This window comes from Rhizobium sp. 768_B6_N1_8 (genome assembly GCF_051811225.1).
Classification (GTDB): domain Bacteria; phylum Pseudomonadota; class Alphaproteobacteria; order Rhizobiales; family Rhizobiaceae; genus Rhizobium.
On the sequence record NZ_JBPWPV010000001.1, the window covers coordinates 3,613,404 to 3,634,892 of the forward strand.

Here is a 21,489-nt window from a genome sequence, read left to right on the forward strand (position 1 = left end):
AAGAGTTCAGCGATGAATGAATTCGGAATGCGGGGCTCCGCTATCAGGCGGAGCCGGATGCGATCACGTCAGGCAGCAGCCTGGGAAAGCGCTGCTTTCTGGGTTTCAAAGGCCCAGGAAAGCCAAGGCATCAGCTTCTGCATGTCAGCGGTCTCGATCGTGGCACCAGCCCAGATGCGCAGGCCGGACGGAGCGTCACGGTAAGCGCCGATGTCGTAAGCGACGCCTTCCTTTTCGAGGATAGCGACGAGACCCTTGGCGAAATTCGCCTGACCATCGGCATCGAGAGCAGCCACATCCTTGTCGACGATCTTCAGGCAGATCGAGGTGTTGGATTCGGTCTCCGGCTTGACAGCCAGATTGGCGATCCAGTCGTTTGCGGCGACGAAATCGGCAATAGCCTTTGCATTGGCGTCAGCGCGGCCGATCAAAGCCTTGAGACCGCCGAGCTGCTTGGCCCAGAGAAGCGCATCGATATAGTCCTCGACGCAGAGCATCGACGGCGTGTTGATCGTCTCGCCCTGGAAAATGCCTTCGATCAGCTTGCCGCCCGAAGTCAGGCGGAAGATCTTCGGCAGCGGCCATGCCGGCTGGTAGGAAACCAGACGCTCGACCGCACGCGGCGACAGGATGAGGATGCCATGCGCACCCTCGCCGCCCAGAACCTTCTGCCAGGAGAAGGTGACGACATCCAGCTTGGCGAAATCGAGGTTCTGCGCGAAGGCGGCCGAGGTCGCATCGCAGATCGTCAGGCCCTTACGGTCATCAGGGATGAAATCGGCATTCGGAACACGAACGCCCGAGGTCGTGCCGTTCCACGTGAAGACCACGTCACGGTCGAAATCGACAGTGGAAAGGTCGGGAAGTTCGCCATAACCGGCTTCGATCTTGCGAACGTCCTTGAGCTTCAGCTGCTTGACGACATCGGTAACCCAGCCGGCGCCGAAGCTTTCCCAGGCGACCATATCAACGCCACGCTCACCGAGCAGCGACCAGAGCGCCATCTCGACGGCGCCGGTATCGGAAGCCGGCACGATGCCGATACGGTAATCCGCGGGCACTTCCAGAATTTCGCGGGTGAGATCGATCGCCTGCTTCAGCTTGGCCTTGCCGACTTTCGCACGGTGCGAACGGCCAAGGGCCGCATCGGAAAGAGCTTCGAGCGTCCAACCAGGACGTTTCGCGCAGGGGCCAGAAGAAAAATGAGTGTTTTGCGGACGCACGTCCGGCTTTGCGGTATTTGCCATATTGCTACCCTTCCAGATAGATGGCTCCTCGTTGGGGAGGAGTGTCCCGCCGCCGTGTTTATGGGTGAAGCCCGTCATAGTCAAGCGGGAGATGTCGTTTCTGGAGGCTATTTTGCCGCAGCGGCGATCACATCTCGGGTTAAACCGCGCCGCTGGCGGCGCGATGGCCTGCGTTGAAGATATCGCTGCCAATGCGGCGCGCCATCTCAATATGCGCGGCACCATTTCCTGCATCCGAGTCGAGAAGCAGTTCCGACGTCACCACAGGAGCACCGCAATAGTCGAAAATGCCATGGTCGATCTGCGTCTTGATGGCGCTGAAATAACCGTGCCGCTCATAGGTGCGAGCATCCGCACCGCCTATGCCGACGAGATGGACGGGCAGATGCCTAAGCTTTTTCACAACCTTGCCGGACGTGTCGTCATAGGCCCAGCCATTAGCAAAGACGCGATCGATCCAGCCCTTCATCAAAGCCGGCATGGACCACCAATAGACAGGATAGACCAATACGAGCGCCTCGGCGCGATCGATCCTTGCCTGCTCGGCGGCGACATCGGCAGGTGCCGCGGCTTTCCGGCGATGAGCCGCAATATCGGCCTCGTTAAATCTGGGATCGAAAGCCTCTTCCGTCAGGTCTGCGATCTCGAAGGAGTTGCCGGCATCGGAAGCCGTTATACCTTCGGCAATTCCCGCGGCGACGCCATGACTGAGAGAGCCGAAATCGGGATGAGCGAGAACGATGAGTGCATGCATGTCGAAACCTCCTGATAGGCGATTGCGAGCAAAGCCAATCGCTTATATACTTTTCGTAAGCTACTTTTAGTAAGTTACTTTTCGTAGGTTAAGATGTCAAGCACCGACAAAGACCACATCGACGCTCTTCCTCGCCCCCGTCGCCGGCTTTCGAGAGAAGAACGCCATCGCCAGCTCCTGGATGTCTCGTGGCGATTGATCAGGGAGGAAGGAACGGACGCGCTGACGCTGGGGCGCCTCGCCGAACAAGCCGGCGTGGCAAAGCCTGTCGTCTATGATCACTTCGGCACGCGGCCGGGATTGCTTGCGGAACTCTACCGCGAATTCGACGATCGGCAGACGGCGCAGATGGAAACTGCACTTCGCGAAAGCGGACCTGCACTGAGCGACAAGGCCAAGGTCATGGCGGTCGCCTTTATCGATTGCGTTCTCACACAGGGGCGCGAAATTCCTGACGTCATCGCCGCTTTGGCAAGTTCTCCGGAGCTGGAAAAGGTCAAGCACAAGTGTCAGGTGGTTTTTATGGACCAGTGCAGATCCGTGCTTACTCCCTTCGTTGGTGCAGGGACAATCGCGTCAGCCAGCCTTTGGGCAATGCTCGGCGCTGCGGAAACTCTCTCCTATGCTGCGGCAACCGGCGAGATCAGTGCCAGCCAGGCTGAAAGCGAACTTTTCGAAATCATTCTGGCAATGGTCGCCAGAAACGTCAGCTGAAACGAAAAAGCCGCCCTTGCGGGCGGCTTTCGATAATCCTTGAAGCTATGGCTTACTTGTAGACCGGCTGCTGCAGCGGAATTTCCGGCGGTTCGTAGGCAACCGGCTGAGCGCAGCCGCCGAAGAGATAGCGCGCGCCGATACGGGCTTCGTGGACGTTGACGCCACGGTCGCGACCCGGGCCGCCGTTTTCGTTGTAGCCGAACATGTTGCCGCCATCGATATGCAGATAGCGGTAGCCGACATCGGCCTTGACGTTGCAGGTCACGTCGATCGAGGCGCCGGCCATGAGGGCGTAGCTGAAGCGCCAGCCGCCGCGACCGCCATGGACGACTTCATCATCGCAACCGGTGCCATCATCGGCGCAGGCGACGTTGTGGAGGTCCTTCCACTTGACGTAGGAACCGCCGATACCAGCGCCGACATAAGGCGTGAAGTAGGCGTAGGTGCCGAGATCCACATAGGCGTTGGCGAGCAGCGTGTAGGCCGTCATCGACGATACGTCTCTCGACGTACATGCGATCACGCAGGCACCGAAGTCAGCGCCGCCGCCGACCGTCGAACCACGGAAGTCAGACTTGGTGAGATAGTCGAAGGTCAGGTCGGTGCGCAGATAGCTGTTGATCTGGTAGCCGACACCGCCGCCAACCGTCCAGGCATCATCAAGGTCCGCATCGTCGAAATCGGCTTCGAGAGCATTGCTGCCCTGAAAGAACTTCGCGCCGCGCAGGTCGGTGAAGGCGTAGCCGACATCACCGCGCAGATACCAGCCGGTCGATTCGCTGACGGCGACTTCCGGGGGCTGTTCCGGAATGGGTTCGACCGGAGCAAGATCGGCAGAATAGGCATTCGACGCGATCAACAGCGCGGCGAAGATACCGGACAAAGTTCGTTTCATGGATTCACCCCAGTCGGTTGCGTCGGCGCGTTGCAGGCCGCCAAAACGGATATGCTTTTTATGGATAATGAATCGGAAACGTTAAAAGCTGCTTAACCATAAGAAGTAATGCGAATATTCACGCCAGAACATGTTTCGAAAAGTAATCTGCCCGTCTCGACTTCCCGAATCGGGAAGACGACGAATAAAAAGCCCGGCGAACTTTCACGCTTGCGAACGACGGATGAGCAAGGACGGATAAACCGCATCACCCCACATGATCCTCCGGGATCGAACCGCTAAAGACAAATCGAAGATTTTTCCACAGAGGATCAGCAAGCGTATGCAGAACAGCAACAGGCAGGCCGCCGATACCATTACCGATCTCTACGAACGGCATGCCAAAGTCTGGGATACAAGCCGCGGCAAGACCCTTTTTGAACGGAGCTGGCTGGATCGCTTCACCGCACTGATCCCGCAAGGCGGGTCAATCCTCGATATCGGCTGCGGTTCCGGCGAGCCTCTCGCGCGTCATTTCATCGAAAGCGGCCACGCAGTGACCGGCATCGATTCCTCACCCAGCCTGATCGACATGTGCCGGACGCGCTTTCCAAACTCCGACTGGCAGGTCGCAGATATGCGCCGCCTCTCGCTTGGCAGAAGTTTCGATGGGCTGATTGCCTGGGACAGTTTCTTCCACCTGCCCTTCGAGAATCAGCGGCGCATGTTCTCGTTGTTTCGTGCGCATTCGGAGCCGGGAACGGCGCTGATGTTCACCAGCGGACCGGCACATGGCGAAGCTATGGGCGTTTTCGTCGGTGAACCACTTTATCACAGCAGCCTCAGCCCGGATGAATATCGCGCCCTGCTCACCGAACACGGCTTTACAGTCGTCGCCCACAAGGCTGAAGACCCGGCCTGCGGCAATCACACGGTCTGGCTCGCGCAACGCCAATAAAAAGCCGGCACGAGGCCGGCTTTCAATCCTTTTTGCGGCGCTTTCAGGCGGCGCTGCGTACGCTCGAAATCGTGCCGATGAGATCGTTGACGATACGCTCGATCTGCGCCCGGTCGTCGCCTTCCGCCATGACGCGGATCAGCGGCTCGGTGCCGGAGGGACGGATGACGAGGCGGCCATTCTTGGAAAGCTCGGCTTCCGCATCGGCAATCGCCTTGACCACCTGCAGATCCTCCAGCGGCTTGCCGCCGGTAATGCGGACATTGCGCAGAAGCTGCGGCACTGGCTCGAAGCGGCGGCAGATTTCGCTGACCGTTTTGCCGGTACGCTTGACTGCCGCCAGAATCTGCAGGGCGGCAACGAGACCGTCGCCTGTTGTGCCGTAATCCGAAAGCACGATATGGCCGGACTGCTCGCCGCCGACATTGTAATTGTGCTGGCGCATATGTTCGACGACGTAACGGTCGCCGACCTTCGTGCGGGCAAGTCCGAGGCCCTTGTCCTCAAGGAAGCGCTCGAGGCCGAGATTGGACATGACAGTCGCAACGATGCCGTTGCCGCGCAGCTGCTGGCTCTCTGCCCAGCTTTCGGCGATGACGGCCATCAGCTGATCGCCATCGACGATCGAGCCGTTTTCATCGACGATGATGACGCGGTCCGCATCGCCATCGAGCGCAATGCCAATATCGGCGCGCACCTCGTCGACCTTCTTCTGCAGGGCGACCGGGCTGGTAGAGCCGCAATTCAGGTTGATGTTCGTGCCGTTCGGATCGTTGCCGATCGTCACCACGTCGGCGCCGAGCTCCCACAGAACGGCAGGCGCCACCTTGTAGGCCGCACCGTTGGCGCAGTCGACCGCGACGCGCAGGCCCTGCAAGGTCACGTCGCGCGGCAAGGTGCGTTTGACGTGTTCGAGATAGCGGTAGATATCGCCATCGACGCGCTTGGCTCGGCCGATTTCCTCAGCCCTGGCAAGCTGTCCCGATAGATCCTTGTCCAGCAGGTCCTCGATCTGCGCTTCGATGTCATCGGAGAGTTTGTAACCGTCCGGACCAAAAAGCTTGATACCGTTATCTTGGTACGGATTGTGCGAGGCCGAAATCATCACGCCGATATCGCATCGCAGCGAACGCGTCAGCATGGCAACCGCAGGTGTCGGAATAGGACCGAGCAGGAACACGTCCAGTCCCGCCGCGGTAAAGCCGGCCACGAGGGCGTTCTCCAGCATGTATCCCGACAGGCGCGTGTCCTTGCCGATCACCACACGATGACGGTGGGCGCCGTTACGGAAGATCGTTCCTGCAGCTATGCCGACCCGCATCGCGAGATCCGGCGTCATGGGGAAGATATTGGCTTGGCCTCGGATGCCGTCCGTCCCAAAATAGCGTCTTTTCATATGCACTCCTGCGCTTTCCGCGCGCCGTAGAAGCTTAGGCATTCCTCAAACAAGAATCCGGCTTCAAAGATTGGTGCTGCGCCCGAAACCTTGTCTTTAGTCAGCGGAATGCCACAAAATCGCGTAACCGGCACGTAAATTACCAAGAAAACTGATTATATCCTGTTACTAATATTAAAAGGGCCGGATTCCCTGTGGAAATCCGGCCCTTTAAGCAAATTCCTGTTCAATTTCAGTGAGGCTGCGGTTCCAGCCCACCCTCGGGCTCATCACCCTTGGAAGCAGGGCGCGCACCGGCCTTCGGCACGGCCGAGCCGCGGCTCGGAGGCGAATCATCGCCAAGATCGCGCGCAGGCTTTTCGCCACGGATCAGAGCCTTGATCTCTTCGCCGGTCAGCGTCTCGTATTCGAGCAGCCCTTCGGCGAGAGCGACGAACTCGTCATGCTTTTCCGTCAGGATCGTGCGAGCCTGCGTATAGGCCTCGTCGATCAGGCGGCGCACTTCGTTGTCGATCTTCTGCGCGGTCGCTTCGGAGACGTTCTTCGACTGCGAAACAGAATGACCGAGGAAGACCTCCTGCTGGTTCTCGCCATAGGCAACCTGGCCGAGCTCGTCGGAGAAGCCCCATTGGGTGACCATCGCACGGGCAAGCTTGGTCGCCTGCTCGATGTCGGAGGAAGCACCCGAAGTGATGTTCTCCTTGCCGAAGGTCAGTTCTTCGGCAACGCGGCCGCCCATCATGATGCAGAGGCGCGAAATCATCCACTTGTAGCTCATCGAGTAGCGGTCGCCCTCGGGAAGCTGCATGACCATGCCGAGCGCACGGCCACGCGGAATGATCGTTGCCTTGTGCAGCGGATCGGCGACGGCGACGTTCAGCGCGGTGATGGCATGACCGGCCTCGTGATAGGCGGTGAGCTTCTTTTCCGCTTCGGTCATAGCCGAAGAGCGGCGCTCCGCACCCATCATGATCTTGTCCTTGGCGTCTTCGAATTCCTGCATGGTCACGACACGCTTGTTGCGGCGGGCGGCCATGAGGGCAGCTTCGTTGACGAGGTTCATCAGGTCCGCACCGGAGAAACCGGGCGTACCGCGAGCCAGAACCTTGAGATCGACATTCGGTGCCAGCGGAACGTTGCGGGCATGAACCTTCAGGATGCGCTCACGGCCGACGATGTCGGGGTTCGGAACAACGACCTGGCGGTCGAAACGGCCCGGACGCAGCAGCGCCGGATCGAGAACGTCAGGACGGTTGGTTGCAGCGATCAGGATGATACCTTCATTGGCTTCGAAACCGTCCATCTCGACGAGGAGCTGGTTCAGCGTCTGTTCGCGTTCATCGTTACCGCCGCCGAGACCGGCGCCACGATGGCGACCGACCGCGTCGATTTCGTCGATGAAGATGATGCAGGGTGCATTCTTCTTCGCCTGCTCGAACATGTCGCGGACGCGGCTTGCACCGACACCGACGAACATTTCAACAAAGTCCGAACCGGAAATGGTGAAGAACGGCACGTTGGCTTCGCCGGCAACCGAGCGGGCGAGCAGCGTCTTACCGGTACCCGGAGGGCCGACAAGCAGCACGCCGCGCGGGATCTTGCCGCCGAGGCGCTGGAACTTCTGCGGGTCGCGCAGGAACTCGACGATCTCTTCCAGGTCCTGTTTGGCTTCGTCAACGCCGGCAACGTCATCGAAGGTCACGCGGCCATGCGCCTCGGTCAGAAGCTTGGCCTTGGACTTGCCGAAGCCCATCGCACCGCGCGAACCGCCCTGCATCTGCCGCATGAAGAACAGCCAGACGCCGAGGATCAAGAGCATCGGCAGCAACGTTCCGAGATAGCTCAGGAAGCCGGAGGAACCATCAGTTTCCGGCCGCGCAGTAACGGCGACGTTCTTGGATTGCAGGCGCTCCAGCAGATTGTCGTCGATCACAGGCGAATAGGTCTGGAAGGTATTGTTATTCTCCAGATATGTTCCGGTCAGCCTGTTACCGGTGACCACGACATCCTTCACGCGGCCCGCATCGACCTCACGCAGGAACTGCGAATAAGGAACTTCACGCGAACCCGTCTGCGCCGGAGCCGTCTGGAACATACTGAAGAGGGCGATCAGCAGAAGCGCTATGATCGCCCACAAGGCGAAATTACGTAAGTTAGGGTTCATTGAACTCCCCAGCACTGGACAGTCGCCTCATGGCGGCCGTCATATTTGGTCTCTAACATAGGGTTGCGCCAGGCCATTGCCAAGGCGATCCACTCTGTCAGATCGTTTTTCCGTCAATACTTCTTAAAGGCGGCTCCGCATAGGGCGCCCTTGAGAAAACTGCCGAAAGCCTCTCGGCAAAGGTGAAATCAAATCGTGTCAAAAAGCGGTCGAAGGCTGCGAAATGGGGCGTCAAATCGACGGATCGGGCGAATTCCGGCAATAAAAGCCCTTGCCCTGCGGATATGGCCGGCCCAGAAGCCGCAGCCCGTTTCCACGCCGCCTTGGGAAGACCCTGACTCCAATCCCCCTTGTCCTGCCTGTCATGGGAATCCGGCGAGCCTAAGTCGGGCGCGGAAGACCCTTTACGCATTGTTGCCTCATTCGCCAAGCCGGCGCGTGTCGTAATTTCTACGGTCTCTGACGACCTGTTTCTCGCTTCAAATCTTTCATCCCAAACGCCGGCTTCTCCCGACCGAAGCACCAGAGGTAGGATTCCGCGGCTCTCACGTGCCAGATAGAGCCCGTCACGCCGAAAATCGAATACCACACGGCCGACAGTCATTCGCCCCGGCTTGCCACCTGTGGCGAATGCAAGAAGCCGCTCCATCTGTTTCCTTCCCGGCACAAACGGCTGCCCGCCAAAAACGGCCGTCAGACGGCCAAGCGCATAATCAAGAACTCTGCGATCCTGCTTCAACCCACCGGGCATCACCTGCCCGAGTAAACCGCCATGAAGCCTGAAATGGCGATGCAGCCATTCGGCTCCATCAGAAGAAAGAGTCAGCCGCTCTTCCCAAGCACGACAGATATCCGTCTCGGCAGCGCCCTCAATGGAAAGCTGACGGCGCGTCCGCACACGCTCGTATTTCACATCTTCGTTGCTGGGATCGTCGATCCACGCCACGCTTCGCGCGGTCAGGAAGCGACGGATATCTGCCCGGGTGGAAAAAAGGAGCGGCCGCAGGATCCAGAAATGCCGATCGAACAGCACCGCATCCGCGATACCGGTCGAAATCTGCTCCGTCCGCATTCCACGCATGTGCAGCGTTTCGCGCTGATCGTCCAGCGTATGTCCTGTCACCATGAGATCAGCATCGAAGGCTTCCGCCGCCTCGGCAAGAAGACCGTAACGCGCCTCGCGGGCAGCCGCCATCATACCGGTTTTCGGCTTTTCCCCCTGCCAGACTATTGTCCGGTGCGGAATGCCCATTGATGCGCAGAGCGTTGCGACCCGGCAGGCCTCATCCGCGGATTCGCGGCGCAGCGCATGGTCGACTGTCGCAGCACAAAGGGAAATGGAAAGGTCGGGTGCTGCCTTCAGCGCTTCATGGAGCAGCAGGAGCAGGCCACTGGAATCGCTTCCGCCTGAGATCGCGACAAGAATGCGCGCGGGTGTCTTCAGCGAAGCGAGGAAACGGTCGATTGCCGCCTCGGGAGAAATCGGATCTTCCGGAAACAAACCGGAAGACCCTAGCAGGCGAGACGCTTCTGTTCGCTCGCGACCTTGTTTATGACGGCACGGGAGGCTTTCGGATACCGCTTGCTGACTTCGCGCAGGGTCGCGCAGGCAGTATCGGTATTGTCGAGTGCGGCAAGCGACATGCCGAGCTTCAGCAGCATCTCGGGTGCCTTTTCGGACGTGCCGTATTTTTGATGAGCGTTCAGGAAAGTCTTGGCCGATTCGTTGAACTTGCCCTGCGAATAAAGCGCTTCGCCAAGCCAGAAATTGGCATCTGGAGCACGCGAGCTGTTCGGATAACGGGAGATGTACTGCGTGAATTCCTGCTCTGCCGTAGCGTAGTCGCCGGAAAGCACATGGCCATAGGCCGCCTTGTACTGGTCGGACTCGCTGCCGAGCGAAGCGGTCTGCTGCGGCGCGGCCGCATCCGGCAGCGGTGCGGAACCGACCGTCGCATTCTGGTTCATGGAATTGCCGACAGGATTGCCGTTCTGGTCGAAATCCATGGAGCCCAGCTCGCGCGGCGGCTGGCCGAGGCCTTCATTGGCCGGCACGCCGGTGGAGGGAGCCGTTTCGGCTCCCCGCGGGGCTTGAATGACCTTCGCGATATCATCGCCACCGCCTGATGCCGGTGGAGCGACGTCCGCTTCACTCTTCTTCACCGGCGTCTTGGCAGCACCGCCGGCTCCTGCGCCGCCTCCGGTTTTTTCGAGCTGCTGGAAGCGGAATTCATTGTCTTCCTGCTGCTTGCGGATTGTCTCCTGCATCTGGAGGAGCTGATAGCTCATCTCCTCGATACGGCCGTTCAATTGCCGCATCTGGTCTTCCATCTGCTGGATGCGGATTTCCGCGTCGCTGCCCTGCACCTTGACAACAGGCGCTGCCGGCTGGCTTTGTTGCGCGGATTGGCCGCCGATGTGCAAGCCGAAGAACGAAGCGGAATATGCCGCTCGCTCGCTCCCGGTCACGGCCGCAAGGCACAGCATGCCTGCCACGACTAGTTTCTTCATTTGTATCGTCCTGTCCCAGTGATTCTTCGCGCCCCGATGGCACGACAGGAGATTTTTCCAATTGCTCTCAAAAAGCAACGGAGTCTGGCCAAAGTGTGGTCAAAAAGAAAGGCGGCCCGCAAGGAGCCGCCTCGTCAAATTCCGGCTTTTGCCGTGAATTACATGCCTGCGCCACCGAGAACGGTGACGGCACGGCGGTTCTGCGACCAGCAGGAAATGTCGTCGCAGACGGCGACCGGACGTTCCTTGCCGTAGGAGATCGTCTTCATGCGCTGGGCCGGAACGCCGCGCGAAGCGAGATAATCCTTGGCGGCTGCAGCGCGGCGAGCGCCGAGAGCGAGGTTATATTCGCGCGTGCCGCGCTCGTCGGCATGGCCTTCGACCGTGATCTGGTAGTTCGGGTAGCGACCGAGCCACTGAGCCTGACGGTCGAGCGTCTGGGCAGCATCGGCGCGGATCGAAGTGGAGTCGGTATCAAAGAAGATGCGGTCGCCGACATTGACCGTGAAGTCCTGGGTGGAGCCAGGTGTTGCCGCACCTGCACCGAGGCCGAGCTCACCGGCGCTGTTCGGCACGTTCTTCTTGGCGCAGCTTGCGAGAGCAAGGCCGGCGACAAGCGCGATCATGACGGGGTTACGGGCGAAATTCTGCATGCGGCTCATTGCCGGGGTGTGAATTCGGCTCATGGCCGGGTCTCCTTGCGACTTCAATCAGGGTTTCCGGACAGTAACCGCACTCGGTTAACCAGCCATCAAAGATTATGGTTAATGATTCGTTGATTTGTCCCTGCATCGCCCATTTTCAGGACTTTGCGGCGACATGAAGGCGATATTCTCCCCCTCCACTACTCCAGAAGCGGCGACCAGGCCGGGTCCGAGCCGTAGGCCGGCGTCTTGATGGCCTGTTCATTGTAGCCAGTCAGGTCGATCGAATAGAGTTGCGGACCGCCCGCACCTGCCGCCTGGCGGAAGAACATGATGACGCGGCCATTCGGCGCCCAGGTCGGGCCTTCATTGTGGAAACCGGTCGTCAAAATGCGTTCGCCCGAACCATCCGGCTTCATGACGCCGATCGAGAATTTGCCGCCCGACTGCTTGGTGAAAGCGATCAGATCGCCACGCGGCGACCAGACCGGCGTGGAGTAACGGCCATCGCCGAAGGAAATACGGGTCTGGCCCGAACCGTCGGCATTCATGACATAGATCTGCGACTGTCCGCCGCGGTCACTTTCGAAGGCGATGCGATTGCCGTCTGGCGAATAGGAGGGCGAGGTATCGATCGCAGCCGTGGATGTCAGACGGGTCGTCGTGCGCGAACGCAGGTCCATCGTGTAGATGTTCGAGTTGCCTTCCTGCTGCAGGCTCATGATGACCTTCTGGCCATCAGGAGAAAAGCGCGGCGAGAAAGTCATGCCCGGGAAGTTGCCGACGACTTCGCGCTGTCCGGTTTCGAGCTGCAGCAGATAGACGCGCGGCTGCTGGTTGGCGAAGGACATGTAGGTGACTTCCTGCCGGTTCGGCGAGAAGCGCGGCGTCAACACGAGGTCGCTGCCGTCGGTCAGCATGCGCACGTTGAAGCCGTCCTGGTCCATAATCGCCAGCTGGCGCTTGCGCTGCTGCTTGGGGCCGGATTCGGAAACGAAGACGACACGGGTGTCGAAATAGCCTTCCTCGCCGGTGATCTGCTTGTAGATCGCGTCAGCGATGATATGGGCGACGCGCCGCCAATTCTCAGGCTGCGTGTAGAACTGCTGGCCGGTCATCTGCTGGCCGGCGAAAGTATCCCAGAGACGGAATTCGGCGCGAAGGCGACCATCCGCTTCCTGGGTGACACGACCGGTGACCAGCGCTTGCGCATTGATGACTTTCCAATCTTCGAAGCGCGGCGAGGCATCGGGGTTGGAGATCTTTTCGATGAAGGCCGTCTTATTGACCGGCGCAAACAGACCGGAGCGCTGAAGATCCGCCGCGATGACCTGAGAAACCTGCGCACCCATGTTGCCCTGCAGGAAGTCCGTCACCGCAATGGGCAGCGGCTGAACGTTACCCTTGTTGATGTTGATCTCAACAAGGGCGTTGGCTGGCGTCGCAAAGGCGGCCGCAGTCATCAGACCGGCAGCGACCATGATGGCGCGGAAGAAGGAACACTTTGTCATACCAAACAGCCTTTCAGCATCTATGGAGTCGGATCGCCGGGTTCGAAGCGCAGGACGACTTCTTTCCAGGATTCGTATTTGTCTTTCGGAAGCATCGTGAAGGGCGACGCAACCACCACGGCACGAAGCGCTGCAGCAGAGAACCCCTTGCGGGCCGCCTCCGTGCCGCCGGTCGCGGCGACCGCTGGCGAACCAACGATAGCGCCGGTCCTGTCGAGGTTCATGTGAACGGTGATCAGGACTTTCCCACCCTGAAGCAGATCCGGGGGAATGTTGAAATGAGCCGCAACGGCTTCGCGAATGGCCACTGCGGGCTCATCGGAAGTTGCCGCCCTGGCCGGTTGCGCCGGCCCGGCAAGCGCAAAGCCGAGCGCCGCGGCGAGCATGGCGGCGGCTGCAAGGTGCTTGTTGCCGTGGGACAGGTTTGCCAGCATCAGATTCCAAAATCGCTCGCGTCGAAGTTGAGAACCATCTCGTTCCAACCGTTGTCCCCCTCATACTTGTCTGCGGGCAGATTCTTGAGAGGAGACGATTTCATGACAGCACGATACACGCTGCTCTTGAGAGCCTGGCGTGTTGCATCGGGGCCTCCTGTGGCAATGACCTCTGGATCGCCAACGACATTTCCGGCCTGATCAAGCTGGAAACGAACCTGAAGATGAACGTCGCCCGCGCCCGCCAACCCCGAAACAACCGACCAATTACCGGAGATTTGACCGCGTACTGCGTCGACCTCGCTCTGGCTAAGTTTGGCACCGCCATTGCTCTTCTTCGCGCCTAGCGACGCTTCCTGTGTCGAACGCTTGGCGCCGCCGGCGGAAGGATCGGTCTTGTTCAACAGAGCGGAGATCTCGTCCGCATTGAAGTCGCTCTTCATCGAGGAGGCAGATTTCGCCACTTCCTGCTTTTTGTCGGCTTTCTTCTTGTCCGTCGGCTTCTCGGCCGTCTTCGGCTGCTCCTGAGGCTTCTCAGGCGGCTTTTCGGCAGCCTTCGGTTCCGGCGGCTTTGCCTGCGGCTTGACGACCGGCGTCGGAACGTTATCCGGCAAGGCCTCGGCATCCGGCTTCGGCGGTTCGGCAGGCTTGGCCTGTTCTTCCGGCGGCTTTTCCTCGGGCTTCGGTGGCGTCACGTCCACCGGCTTGGTCTGCGGAATGGAAGCGACTTCCTTCGGCTGCTCGACGTCGGTTTCTTCCTTGTTGACTTCCTTGACGTCGTTCGGCTTCGGATCGATCTGCGGCTGCGGCTTGTCGCTGGAATTGGCAGCGGCCGCATCGGTGTTGGTCGGCTTGGCGTTCGGCAGAGGCGGCGTCTTCAGGTCGACTTTGTTGTCGCCGGCATTTTCGGCCGGCTGCGGGATCGGCGGCCGTGTCGTCGGTACAGGCGCAGACGTCTCCTTCTTCGGAGCCTTCTTGTCGCCCTGCTGCATCTGCGTGATGGATTCCACCGGCACGAGGTCGACCGGCATCGCCTCGAAATCCTCCACCTTGAAGGATTCCGGCGCGCCGAGCGACACCAGCGCCCAGGTAAGCACCAGCCCGTGCAGAACCGCAGATGTGACGACGCTGGTCTTCATCTTGAGCGTTACTGGTCCTTCTTCTGCTGCGTCACGAGGCCGATATTCTTGAAGCCTGCGCCCTGGATGCGGGCCATGACGTCAGCAATCACGCCATAAGGCGCCGTCGCATCACCGCGCACGAAGATGCGCTCGTTGTAGCCAGTAGTGGCGATCGCCTCCAGCTTTGCAGCAATTTCTTCGGCCGGGATCGGCGTTTCCTGCAGATAGACTTCGCCGCTGTTCTTGACCGAGATCGTGATCGGCTGCGTCTCAGAATTCAGTGCCTTGGCCTGCGTTTCCGGCAGATCGATCGGAACGCCGACCGTCATCATCGGGGCCGCCACCATGAAAATGATGAGAAGCACCAGCATGACGTCGACGAGCGGCGTCACGTTGATTTCGGAGATCACACCCTTGTTGCGGCTACCACGGCGGCGGCGTCCGCCGCCCCCTCCGCTATTGCCGCCTACAGCCATACCCATGATCGTCTACTCCGTTACTGCGCAGCCTGGCGCGGCTGCAGCTTCTCGTCGATCTGGCGCGAAAGGATGGCGGAGAATTCATCCGCAAAGCCTTCCATGCGACCCGAGAGCTTGCCCGCGTCGGCGGAGAACTTGTTGTAGGCGATAACCGCCGGGATAGCGGCGACGAGGCCGATGGCGGTTGCGAGAAGCGCTTCCGCGATACCGGGTGCGACGACCGCGAGGTTGGTGGACTTCGAACCGGCGATTGCCTGAAACGAGGTCATGATACCGACAACCGTTCCGAAGAGACCGATGAACGGACCGGCCGAACCGATCGTCGCCAGTGATCCGAGACGGGCAGAGAGAAATTCGGATTCGCGGGCGAGCGTCACGTCCATGGCGCGGTCGATACGCATCTGCAGGCCGATCGGCGAACGCGCGCCGCGCTCGAAGGACTTCTTCCATTCGCGCATCGCCGCGACGAAGATCGCCGCAAGACCGGTGTTGTTGCGCTCGGAAAGCGTCCGGTAGAGTTCTTCCAGCGACTGGCCCGACCAGAACACCTGCTCGAACTTGTCGAACTGGCGACGGGCGCGTCCGTAGGCCAGATATTTGTCAATGACGATAGCCCAGGTCCACACCGAAGCGGCGATAAGGCCGAGCATGACCAGCTTGACGACGATGCCGGCCTGCATGAAAAGCGACCAGAGGCTGACGTCGGTCGTGGCTGCTGCCAATCCTACTTGTTCCATAGATCCAAAATCCCCGAATCCAAACGCCCGGCGCTTGACCGGGCGGCACGAAGTGATCACGCAAGAATGTCTGGCGGCCGCCGCCCAAAGCCCTGGTCAAGCTTCCAAGCTCTTCTTCCGCCTTCTTGCCGTCAAATTTGGTCAAAGGAAGGCGTGCGTCGCACAAACTCCGACTCCGCAAGTAAGACACCATTATGGTTAATAGATCGTTAGTGCCAGACTATGACAGCGGGAATGTCGCGGGAGATTTTGTTCCTGGATAACTTGACCGGAACATTGTCCGGTTGCTGAACACAGCGCTCATCTTGCAGCGCAGCAATTCCTTCACATAAAATTCAAGTTTTTACAAGCCCTCGATTCCGGCAGTTTGACGCAGGAAACGCAGGCATATCCCGGCTGTTTTCAGCTTTCGGGAATGAGCATTTGCCTTGCCAGTGCCTCCGGCAGCCGGCGCGGCCTGCCCTTGGCATTGATCACGGCGATGATCACCTTGGCAGCGATCAGCAGCGTATCGTCGCGGCGGATTTCCTGGTTGAGCACCATCTTCGCGCCGCCGGCCTTTTCGGTGTGTGTGATCACGGTCAAAATGTCGTCCATGCGGGCCGGGCTTTTGAAGTCGATCTCCATGCGATGGACGACGAAGACGAGTCCTTCCTCGTCCGCATTCACGAGCTCTCGCTGCTCCACACCGAGACAGCGCAGGTAGTCGGTGCGGCCCCGTTCGAGGAAATGCAGATAGCGTGCGTGATAGACCAGACCGGAGAAATCCGTATCTTCATAATAGACCCGCTGGACGAGTCGATGCCCCACGTCGGTGAGCTCGCCGGAAATAGAAAAACCGTGTTCCGCCATAATTTTCTCCAAACTTTCCGGCCCTCTTTGACGCAACACTTCTCGACAGGCAAGCATTGAACAATTGTCATATTTCCTAATTATCCCGATGGAAAACAACCGATGAGGAGCCAGTGGCATGAAGATTGCGGTGATGGGTGGAGACGGTTTCATCGGTTGGCCAACCTCGCTGCATCTCTCCGATGCCGGGCATGACATCCACATCCTCGACAATCTCTCCCGCCGCTGGATCGACACCGAGCTCGGCGTCCAGTCGCTGACGCCGATGGACTCCATTCAGGAGCGCACCCGCATCTGGCATGCCGAGACCGGCCGCCGCATTCATTTCAATCTGATCGACCTCGCTCGGGACTACGAGCTCCTGAAGAAGTGGCTCGCGGAAAACCGGCCGGATGCGATCATCCATTTCGCCGAGCAGCGCGCTGCGCCCTATTCGATGAAGAGCGACCGGCACAAGAATTACACTGTTAACAACAATGTCAGCGCCACACATAATCTCTTGAATGCGTTGGTCGAGTTGCAGCTCGATGCGCATATGGTCCACCTCGGCACCATGGGCGTCTATGGCTATTCGACAGTCGGCGCCGCCATCCCGGAAGGTTATCTGCCTGTCGGCATCGAGACGATGGATGGCGAAACTGCCTCCCAGGAGATTCTCTATCCATCCAATCCCGGCTCGATCTACCACATGACCAAGTGCCTGGATCAGCTGCTCTTCCAGTTCTATGCCAAGAATGACAGCCTCAGGATCACTGATCTGCATCAAGGCATCGTGTGGGGTACACATACGGAACAGACGCGCCGCCATCCGCAGCTCATCAACCGCTTCGATTATGATGGCGACTACGGCACGGTACTGAACCGGTTCCTCATTCAGGCCGCCATCGGCTATCCGCTGACCGTCCACGGCACCGGCGGCCAGACGCGTGCCTTCATCCATATCCAGGATTCCGTCCGCTGCATCGAACTGGCGCTCAAGAATCCCCCCGCGCGCGGCTCACGCGTCGAGATCTTCAACCAGATGACGGAGACCCATCGCGTGCGCGATCTCGCGGAGATGATCGCCAAGATGGCCGGTTCCGAAGTCGTCTGGCTGCCCAATCCGCGTAAGGAAGCTGCCGAAAACGATCTGGTCGTCAGGAACGACAAGTTCCTCAGCCTCGGCCTCGATCCGATTACCCTGAAGGCAGGCCTGCTCGACGAAATCGTCGAAGTCGCCAAGAAATTCGCTTACCGTGTCGACCGCTCTCGCGTCCCGGCCGTCTCCGCCTGGACGAAGGATATCGCCGCGACAATTAATCACGACCCGGAAGGCAAGCGGCTGAAGTCCGTATCATGAGTGGTGCTTTCTTCTCGAAGCAACGGCCTTGCCGGAGCGAGGCCGTTCAGGAAAGTACCCCGCATCCATGACCCCTGCCCCGCACTTCGCCTACGTCACTCTCGTCACCAACGCCGATTACGCCATGGGCGCGACGGCACTGGCAAACTCGCTGCGTCGCACCGGCACGGACGCCTCCATCGTCATTCTGCATACCGGCGGAGTCGACGCGGCCACCCTCGCCCCGCTGAACGCTCTCGGCTGCCGGCTGATCGAAGTCGAGCATCTGCCGTTGTCGGATGCTTTCAACGAGCGGCATGCGCGCGGCAATCTCCACTCCGCAGCACCTTTCACCAAAGGCCGCAAGCCGACCTTTCATTCGCCGCTCGACAATTTCTGCAAGCTCCGCCTCTGGCAGCTTGTCGAATATGAGCGCTGCGTTTTCATCGATGCCGATGCGATCGTCTTGAAGAATGTCGACAAGCTCTTCGCCTACCCGGAATTCTCCGCGGCGCCGAATGTCTATGAAAGCCTTGCCGACTTCCACCGCATGAACTCCGGCGTCTTCGTTGCCCGCCCTTCGCAAGAGACCTTCCGGCAGATGCTTGCAGTTCTGGATCAGCCCGACATCTTCTGGCGGCGCACAGACCAGACCTTCCTCGAGACGTTCTTCCCCAATTGGCATGGTCTGCCGGTCTATTTCAACATGCTGCAATATGTCTGGTTCACGATGCCGGCCCTGTGGGATTGGAAGAGCATTTCTATCCTGCACTATCAGTATGAAAAACCTTGGGAAAAAGATCATCCCAAGGCAGCGAGGCTACAACCTTTGATCGATTTGTGGCATTGTTTTCATATTGGCGGCCACGTGCCGGAGATTGCATCTCTGGCCAATCCGGATGAGGCGGCATGAAAGTACTGGTATCAGGCGGAACGGGTATCGTCGGACGTTATATCGTCGAAGAGCTGCTTTCTGCCGGATATCAGGTGATTATCGGCGGACGGCGGGCGCCGCTCCCCCAGTCCTTCTCTCGTCCGGTCGATTTCGCCCCGCTTTCGCTCGATCCGGACGAGGACGATATCGGCGCCTTCGATGATGCCTATTTTTTCGTGCACGCCGCCTTCAGTCACATCGAAGGAAAATACCGCGGCGGCGAAGGCGATGATCCAAAGGCGTTTCACCGCCTGAATCTCGATGGCACAGTGAAACTCTTCGAGGAGGCAAAGCGCGCAGGCACCCGCCGTTGCATCTTCATGTCCAGCCGTGCCGCTTACGGCGAGCCTGCACCAGGCACCGAGCTTTTCGAAACCATGCCCGCCACGCCGGAAACCCTTTACGGACAGGTCAAGCTTGATGCGGAGCGGGCGCTCGCCCATCTTTCCGGCCCAGGCTTTGCAGGAGCAAGCCTGCGGGCAACAGGCGTTTACGGTGACCGGTCCCCAAACAAATGGGATCGACTGATCGACGACTATCTGAGCGGCCAGCCTGTTTCCCCACGTGCGGGAACCGAGGTGCATGGACGCGATCTCGGCCGTGTCGTGCGGCTGATGCTGGAAACGGAAAGTGCCCGAATCTCCGGCGAGGTCTTCAACGTTTCGGATATCGCCGTCGATACGAGGGATATCCTTTCGCCGATCCGCCATCACGTCGACTGTCCCTTCCCGCTGCCCGAAGCAGCGGACAAGGCAGAGCTTTGCACCATGAACACGAGTAAGATCCGCGCGCTCGGCTGGAAGCCCGGTGGCATGCCCCTTTTCGAACAAACGATGCAGCAATTGGCTGGGAAACAAGGGGTTCCGCGCCCCAGTTCCACGCAAGTCTGATCTGGCAGAGTGCGCCCCAAATGTAATCGGGGGTATATTATGCAGCTCGCAACCGTTTCGGCGTCCACCCTTCTGCGCGGCACTCAGCCGGCACAATCCGGCGTTTCGTCCACGAGCAACGAGCCCGATACCGGCGTATTGAAGATCCAGCGGCAGTCGCTGGCGCTGGAACAGGTGCGTAATTCGCTGGCAAGCTCCGCCGACGATGCGAAGAGCCGCGCCCAGCGCAAGCTCGAAGAAGCCAAGCAGGAGCTTCAGGCGCTGAAGACGGCGGGCTTCCCGCCTGAAGTGATTGCGCGTCTCGCCGCCGAACTCGCACGTAAGGTTGGCGCCGCGGCCTCCGAATTTGCCTCGGCCGTTGCAACCGGCGGCTCTTCCGATGCAAGTGCTGCGACCAGCACAGCAGCCATATCAGCTTCCACCGCCGCGACGACCGATGCCACCACCAATGCAACGGCCGACGTTGTCGCAAGCGATGCAACGGCTTCAACCGAGGCAACGCAGGGTGCCGAAACGACAACGGAAGCAGTGGAAGACGGCACGGACACGGCGGAAACAGACGGTGCGGCTCATGCCCGCAAGGCCTATCAGGAAATCGTCGAAGACGGTCCGAAGTCGTCGGCAATTTCCGCCGATGACCGCAAGACGATGGAAGAGTTCAAGTCCGTCGTCCGCGAGCTGAAGCAGATCCTCGAAAAGGCCATGCGCGATCTGCGCGAGAAGAACCGCGACGCCGCCGCCGAAGGTGCAATCGGAACAGCACAATCAGCCGTGACCGGCCTGTCGGCTGCCGTTCCGACGGCGACCATTCCCTCGAGCATCGTCGTCTAAGCCTTAGGCGCGGCCGTCTGCGGCAGAAAATGGATCGTTGCCTGGTTGACGAGCAGCACAAGGCAGGCGGCAAAGACAGTCGCAAATAGCCTATCCAGCAGCGCGGAAGCCGGCAGGGCATGATCGGCGGTTCCCGTGGCCATCATCATCAGCGGCGTCATCACCATCGAATAGGCGAGATAATTCCTGGCTCTCAGAAAGGGCCTGCTACCGCCGAGCACGGCGACAACAAGCACATCTGCCCAGGCTGGCAAGGTAAGAAACGACAGCAATCCCGCACAAAAGACACCGAAGAGAACGCCGATCACTCTTTGCGTCGTCTTGAGTGGCAAGCGTTCCGGCCGCCGCTCGATCAGCAGCACCAGCGCCAGCGCCGCCCAGTGAACATCGTGATCGGGAAAGAACAGGTGGATGAGCGAGACCGCGCCCAGGCAGGAAACCAGTCGGACTGGATATTGCCAGCCAGCTGGCTCCGTCAGGGAGCGCCACAGCCTGTTGAATTTCTGTCCGGCGCTCGGCTTGCGTTCATCCTCGACCGGCTCTGCCGCATGACGGCGGATATGTGCAACGACCACAGCCATCATCATGTGGAGAACGACAGCGAAAAGTGCGCCGCCGATGACAATGGCAAAGATGAGCAGCGGATCTGCCGTGGTGGTAGAGACGATGCCGCCGACCATGACGAGATAGAAGACGAAGCGCATGGAGGCGGCGACCATAGCGCGATCGAAACCGCCGACGATACCGGCAATGCCGGCAATCACCAACAGGCCCATCTGCCAAGCACCGCCAAGCCGCCCGAGTGCGCAGGCAAGCCCTGTCGCAAACACTAGGACCAGCAATGCGGCCCCTGCGCTCGCAGCTTGCGTCCTCAGTCTGCCATGCGCTACCGTCCCGCTCATCGCCATGCCGCCGATCAGGCCAAGCCCCGTATGATGGCCCCTCGCCGCAAGCAGCGCCGGAACGGCCATGGCAAGCGCCGATACGGCGATTTCGATCGCCGTCACTTCCTTTTCAGTCGACCAGCGAAAGGCTCCGGCTACGTGATTGAGTGTCTTTTCCATCAATCGTTTCTCAGACCCGGAATTGGGCATCCAAGAAATAATACGCACTGCGT

The 21,489-nt window shown here is 59.7% G+C and carries 21 protein-coding genes; 6 read left to right on the forward strand and 15 right to left on the reverse strand.

Annotation, left to right across the window (positions count from 1 at the left end):
- Positions 1–68 precede the first annotated feature (68 nt).
- Positions 69–1,247, reverse strand: coding sequence for a phosphoserine transaminase (locus tag AB8B33_RS18605; protein ID WP_439016470.1), 1,179 nt, complete (start codon positions 1,245–1,247; stop codon positions 69–71).
- 139 nt (positions 1,248–1,386) lie between these two features.
- Positions 1,387–2,001, reverse strand: coding sequence for an NAD(P)H-dependent oxidoreductase (locus AB8B33_RS18610; protein ID WP_439016471.1), 615 nt, complete (start codon positions 1,999–2,001; stop codon positions 1,387–1,389).
- Positions 2,002–2,094: 93 nt separating this feature from the next.
- Between AB8B33_RS18610 and AB8B33_RS18615 the strand changes: the two genes are divergently transcribed.
- Positions 2,095–2,715 carry a TetR/AcrR family transcriptional regulator gene (locus AB8B33_RS18615; RefSeq protein ID WP_113323789.1) on the forward strand — a complete coding sequence of 207 codons (621 nt, stop codon included), beginning with the start codon at positions 2,095–2,097 and terminating at the stop codon, positions 2,713–2,715.
- Between the two features lie 52 nt (positions 2,716–2,767).
- Here AB8B33_RS18615 and AB8B33_RS18620 read toward each other — a convergent pair whose 3' ends face one another.
- Positions 2,768–3,613 (reverse strand): outer membrane protein, encoded by an 846-nt coding sequence (locus AB8B33_RS18620; RefSeq protein ID WP_439016472.1) that lies wholly within the window; start codon positions 3,611–3,613, stop codon positions 2,768–2,770.
- Between the two features lie 322 nt (positions 3,614–3,935).
- On the opposite strand from AB8B33_RS18620, the gene AB8B33_RS18625 reads away from it, so the two are divergent.
- Positions 3,936–4,550 carry a class I SAM-dependent DNA methyltransferase gene (locus tag AB8B33_RS18625; RefSeq protein WP_439016473.1) on the forward strand — a complete coding sequence of 205 codons (615 nt, stop codon included), beginning with the start codon at positions 3,936–3,938 and terminating at the stop codon, positions 4,548–4,550.
- Between the two features lie 43 nt (positions 4,551–4,593).
- On the opposite strand, the gene glmM is transcribed toward AB8B33_RS18625, so the two are convergent.
- The 11 genes from glmM to ybgC all read right to left on the reverse strand — a co-directional run bounded on the left by glmM (position 4,594) and on the right by ybgC (position 16,399).
- On the reverse strand, positions 4,594–5,946 hold the full coding sequence (gene glmM / locus AB8B33_RS18630; protein WP_439016474.1) for a phosphoglucosamine mutase: 1,353 nt from the start codon (positions 5,944–5,946) through the stop codon (positions 4,594–4,596).
- A 232-nt stretch (positions 5,947–6,178) separates the two neighbouring features.
- Positions 6,179–8,110, reverse strand: a complete 1,932-nt coding sequence (ftsH, locus tag AB8B33_RS18635) for an ATP-dependent zinc metalloprotease FtsH (RefSeq protein ID WP_310383415.1) — start codon at positions 8,108–8,110, stop codon at positions 6,179–6,181.
- A gap of 97 nt (positions 8,111–8,207) precedes the next feature.
- Positions 8,208–9,611: a tRNA lysidine(34) synthetase TilS gene (gene tilS / locus AB8B33_RS18640; protein WP_439016475.1), complete on the reverse strand. Its 1,404-nt coding sequence runs from the start codon at positions 9,609–9,611 to the stop codon at positions 8,208–8,210.
- 11 nt (positions 9,612–9,622) lie between these two features.
- A complete protein-coding gene (ybgF, locus tag AB8B33_RS18645; RefSeq protein ID WP_439016476.1) occupies positions 9,623–10,621 on the reverse strand; it encodes a tol-pal system protein YbgF in 999 nt (332 codons plus the stop codon).
- Positions 10,622–10,779: 158 nt separating this feature from the next.
- Positions 10,780–11,307 carry a peptidoglycan-associated lipoprotein Pal gene (gene pal / locus AB8B33_RS18650; protein ID WP_113323793.1) on the reverse strand — a complete coding sequence of 176 codons (528 nt, stop codon included), beginning with the start codon at positions 11,305–11,307 and terminating at the stop codon, positions 10,780–10,782.
- 158 nt (positions 11,308–11,465) lie between these two features.
- Complete coding sequence (gene tolB, locus AB8B33_RS18655; RefSeq protein ID WP_113323794.1) at positions 11,466–12,776, reverse strand: Tol-Pal system beta propeller repeat protein TolB; 1,311 nt, start codon at positions 12,774–12,776, stop codon at positions 11,466–11,468.
- A 20-nt stretch (positions 12,777–12,796) separates the two neighbouring features.
- On the reverse strand, positions 12,797–13,210 hold the full coding sequence (locus tag AB8B33_RS18660; protein WP_113323795.1) for a hypothetical protein: 414 nt from the start codon (positions 13,208–13,210) through the stop codon (positions 12,797–12,799).
- Complete coding sequence (locus AB8B33_RS18665) at positions 13,210–14,349, reverse strand: hypothetical protein (RefSeq protein WP_439016477.1); 1,140 nt, start codon at positions 14,347–14,349, stop codon at positions 13,210–13,212. The genes AB8B33_RS18660 and AB8B33_RS18665 overlap by 1 nt, the downstream gene beginning before the upstream one ends.
- An 8-nt stretch (positions 14,350–14,357) precedes the next feature.
- Positions 14,358–14,813 carry a protein TolR gene (gene tolR, locus AB8B33_RS18670; RefSeq protein ID WP_113323797.1) on the reverse strand — a complete coding sequence of 152 codons (456 nt, stop codon included), beginning with the start codon at positions 14,811–14,813 and terminating at the stop codon, positions 14,358–14,360.
- A gap of 14 nt (positions 14,814–14,827) precedes the next feature.
- On the reverse strand, positions 14,828–15,547 hold the full coding sequence (gene tolQ, locus AB8B33_RS18675) for a protein TolQ (RefSeq protein WP_007827062.1): 720 nt from the start codon (positions 15,545–15,547) through the stop codon (positions 14,828–14,830).
- A 402-nt stretch (positions 15,548–15,949) separates the two neighbouring features.
- A complete protein-coding gene (gene ybgC, locus AB8B33_RS18680) occupies positions 15,950–16,399 on the reverse strand; it encodes a tol-pal system-associated acyl-CoA thioesterase (RefSeq protein ID WP_113323798.1) in 450 nt (149 codons plus the stop codon).
- Between the two features lie 118 nt (positions 16,400–16,517).
- Between ybgC and AB8B33_RS18685 the strand changes: the two genes are divergently transcribed.
- The 4 genes from AB8B33_RS18685 (at position 16,518) to AB8B33_RS18700 (ending at position 20,372) form a co-directional block, all read left to right on the forward strand.
- Complete coding sequence (locus AB8B33_RS18685) at positions 16,518–17,738, forward strand: NAD-dependent epimerase/dehydratase family protein (protein WP_439016478.1); 1,221 nt, start codon at positions 16,518–16,520, stop codon at positions 17,736–17,738.
- 67 nt (positions 17,739–17,805) lie between these two features.
- Complete coding sequence (locus AB8B33_RS18690; protein WP_113323800.1) at positions 17,806–18,630, forward strand: glycosyltransferase; 825 nt, start codon at positions 17,806–17,808, stop codon at positions 18,628–18,630.
- Positions 18,627–19,541: an NAD-dependent epimerase/dehydratase family protein gene (locus AB8B33_RS18695; RefSeq protein ID WP_439016479.1), complete on the forward strand. Its 915-nt coding sequence runs from the start codon at positions 18,627–18,629 to the stop codon at positions 19,539–19,541. Before AB8B33_RS18690 ends, AB8B33_RS18695 begins: the two co-directional genes overlap by 4 nt.
- 39 nt (positions 19,542–19,580) lie before the next feature.
- Positions 19,581–20,372, forward strand: a complete 792-nt coding sequence (locus AB8B33_RS18700) for a hypothetical protein (protein ID WP_113323802.1) — start codon at positions 19,581–19,583, stop codon at positions 20,370–20,372.
- Here AB8B33_RS18700 and AB8B33_RS18705 read toward each other — a convergent pair.
- Positions 20,369–21,436, reverse strand: coding sequence for an FUSC family protein (locus AB8B33_RS18705; protein ID WP_439016480.1), 1,068 nt, complete (start codon positions 21,434–21,436; stop codon positions 20,369–20,371). The two genes, AB8B33_RS18700 and AB8B33_RS18705, sit on opposite strands and share 4 nt — an antisense overlap.
- Positions 21,437–21,489 lie beyond the last annotated feature (53 nt).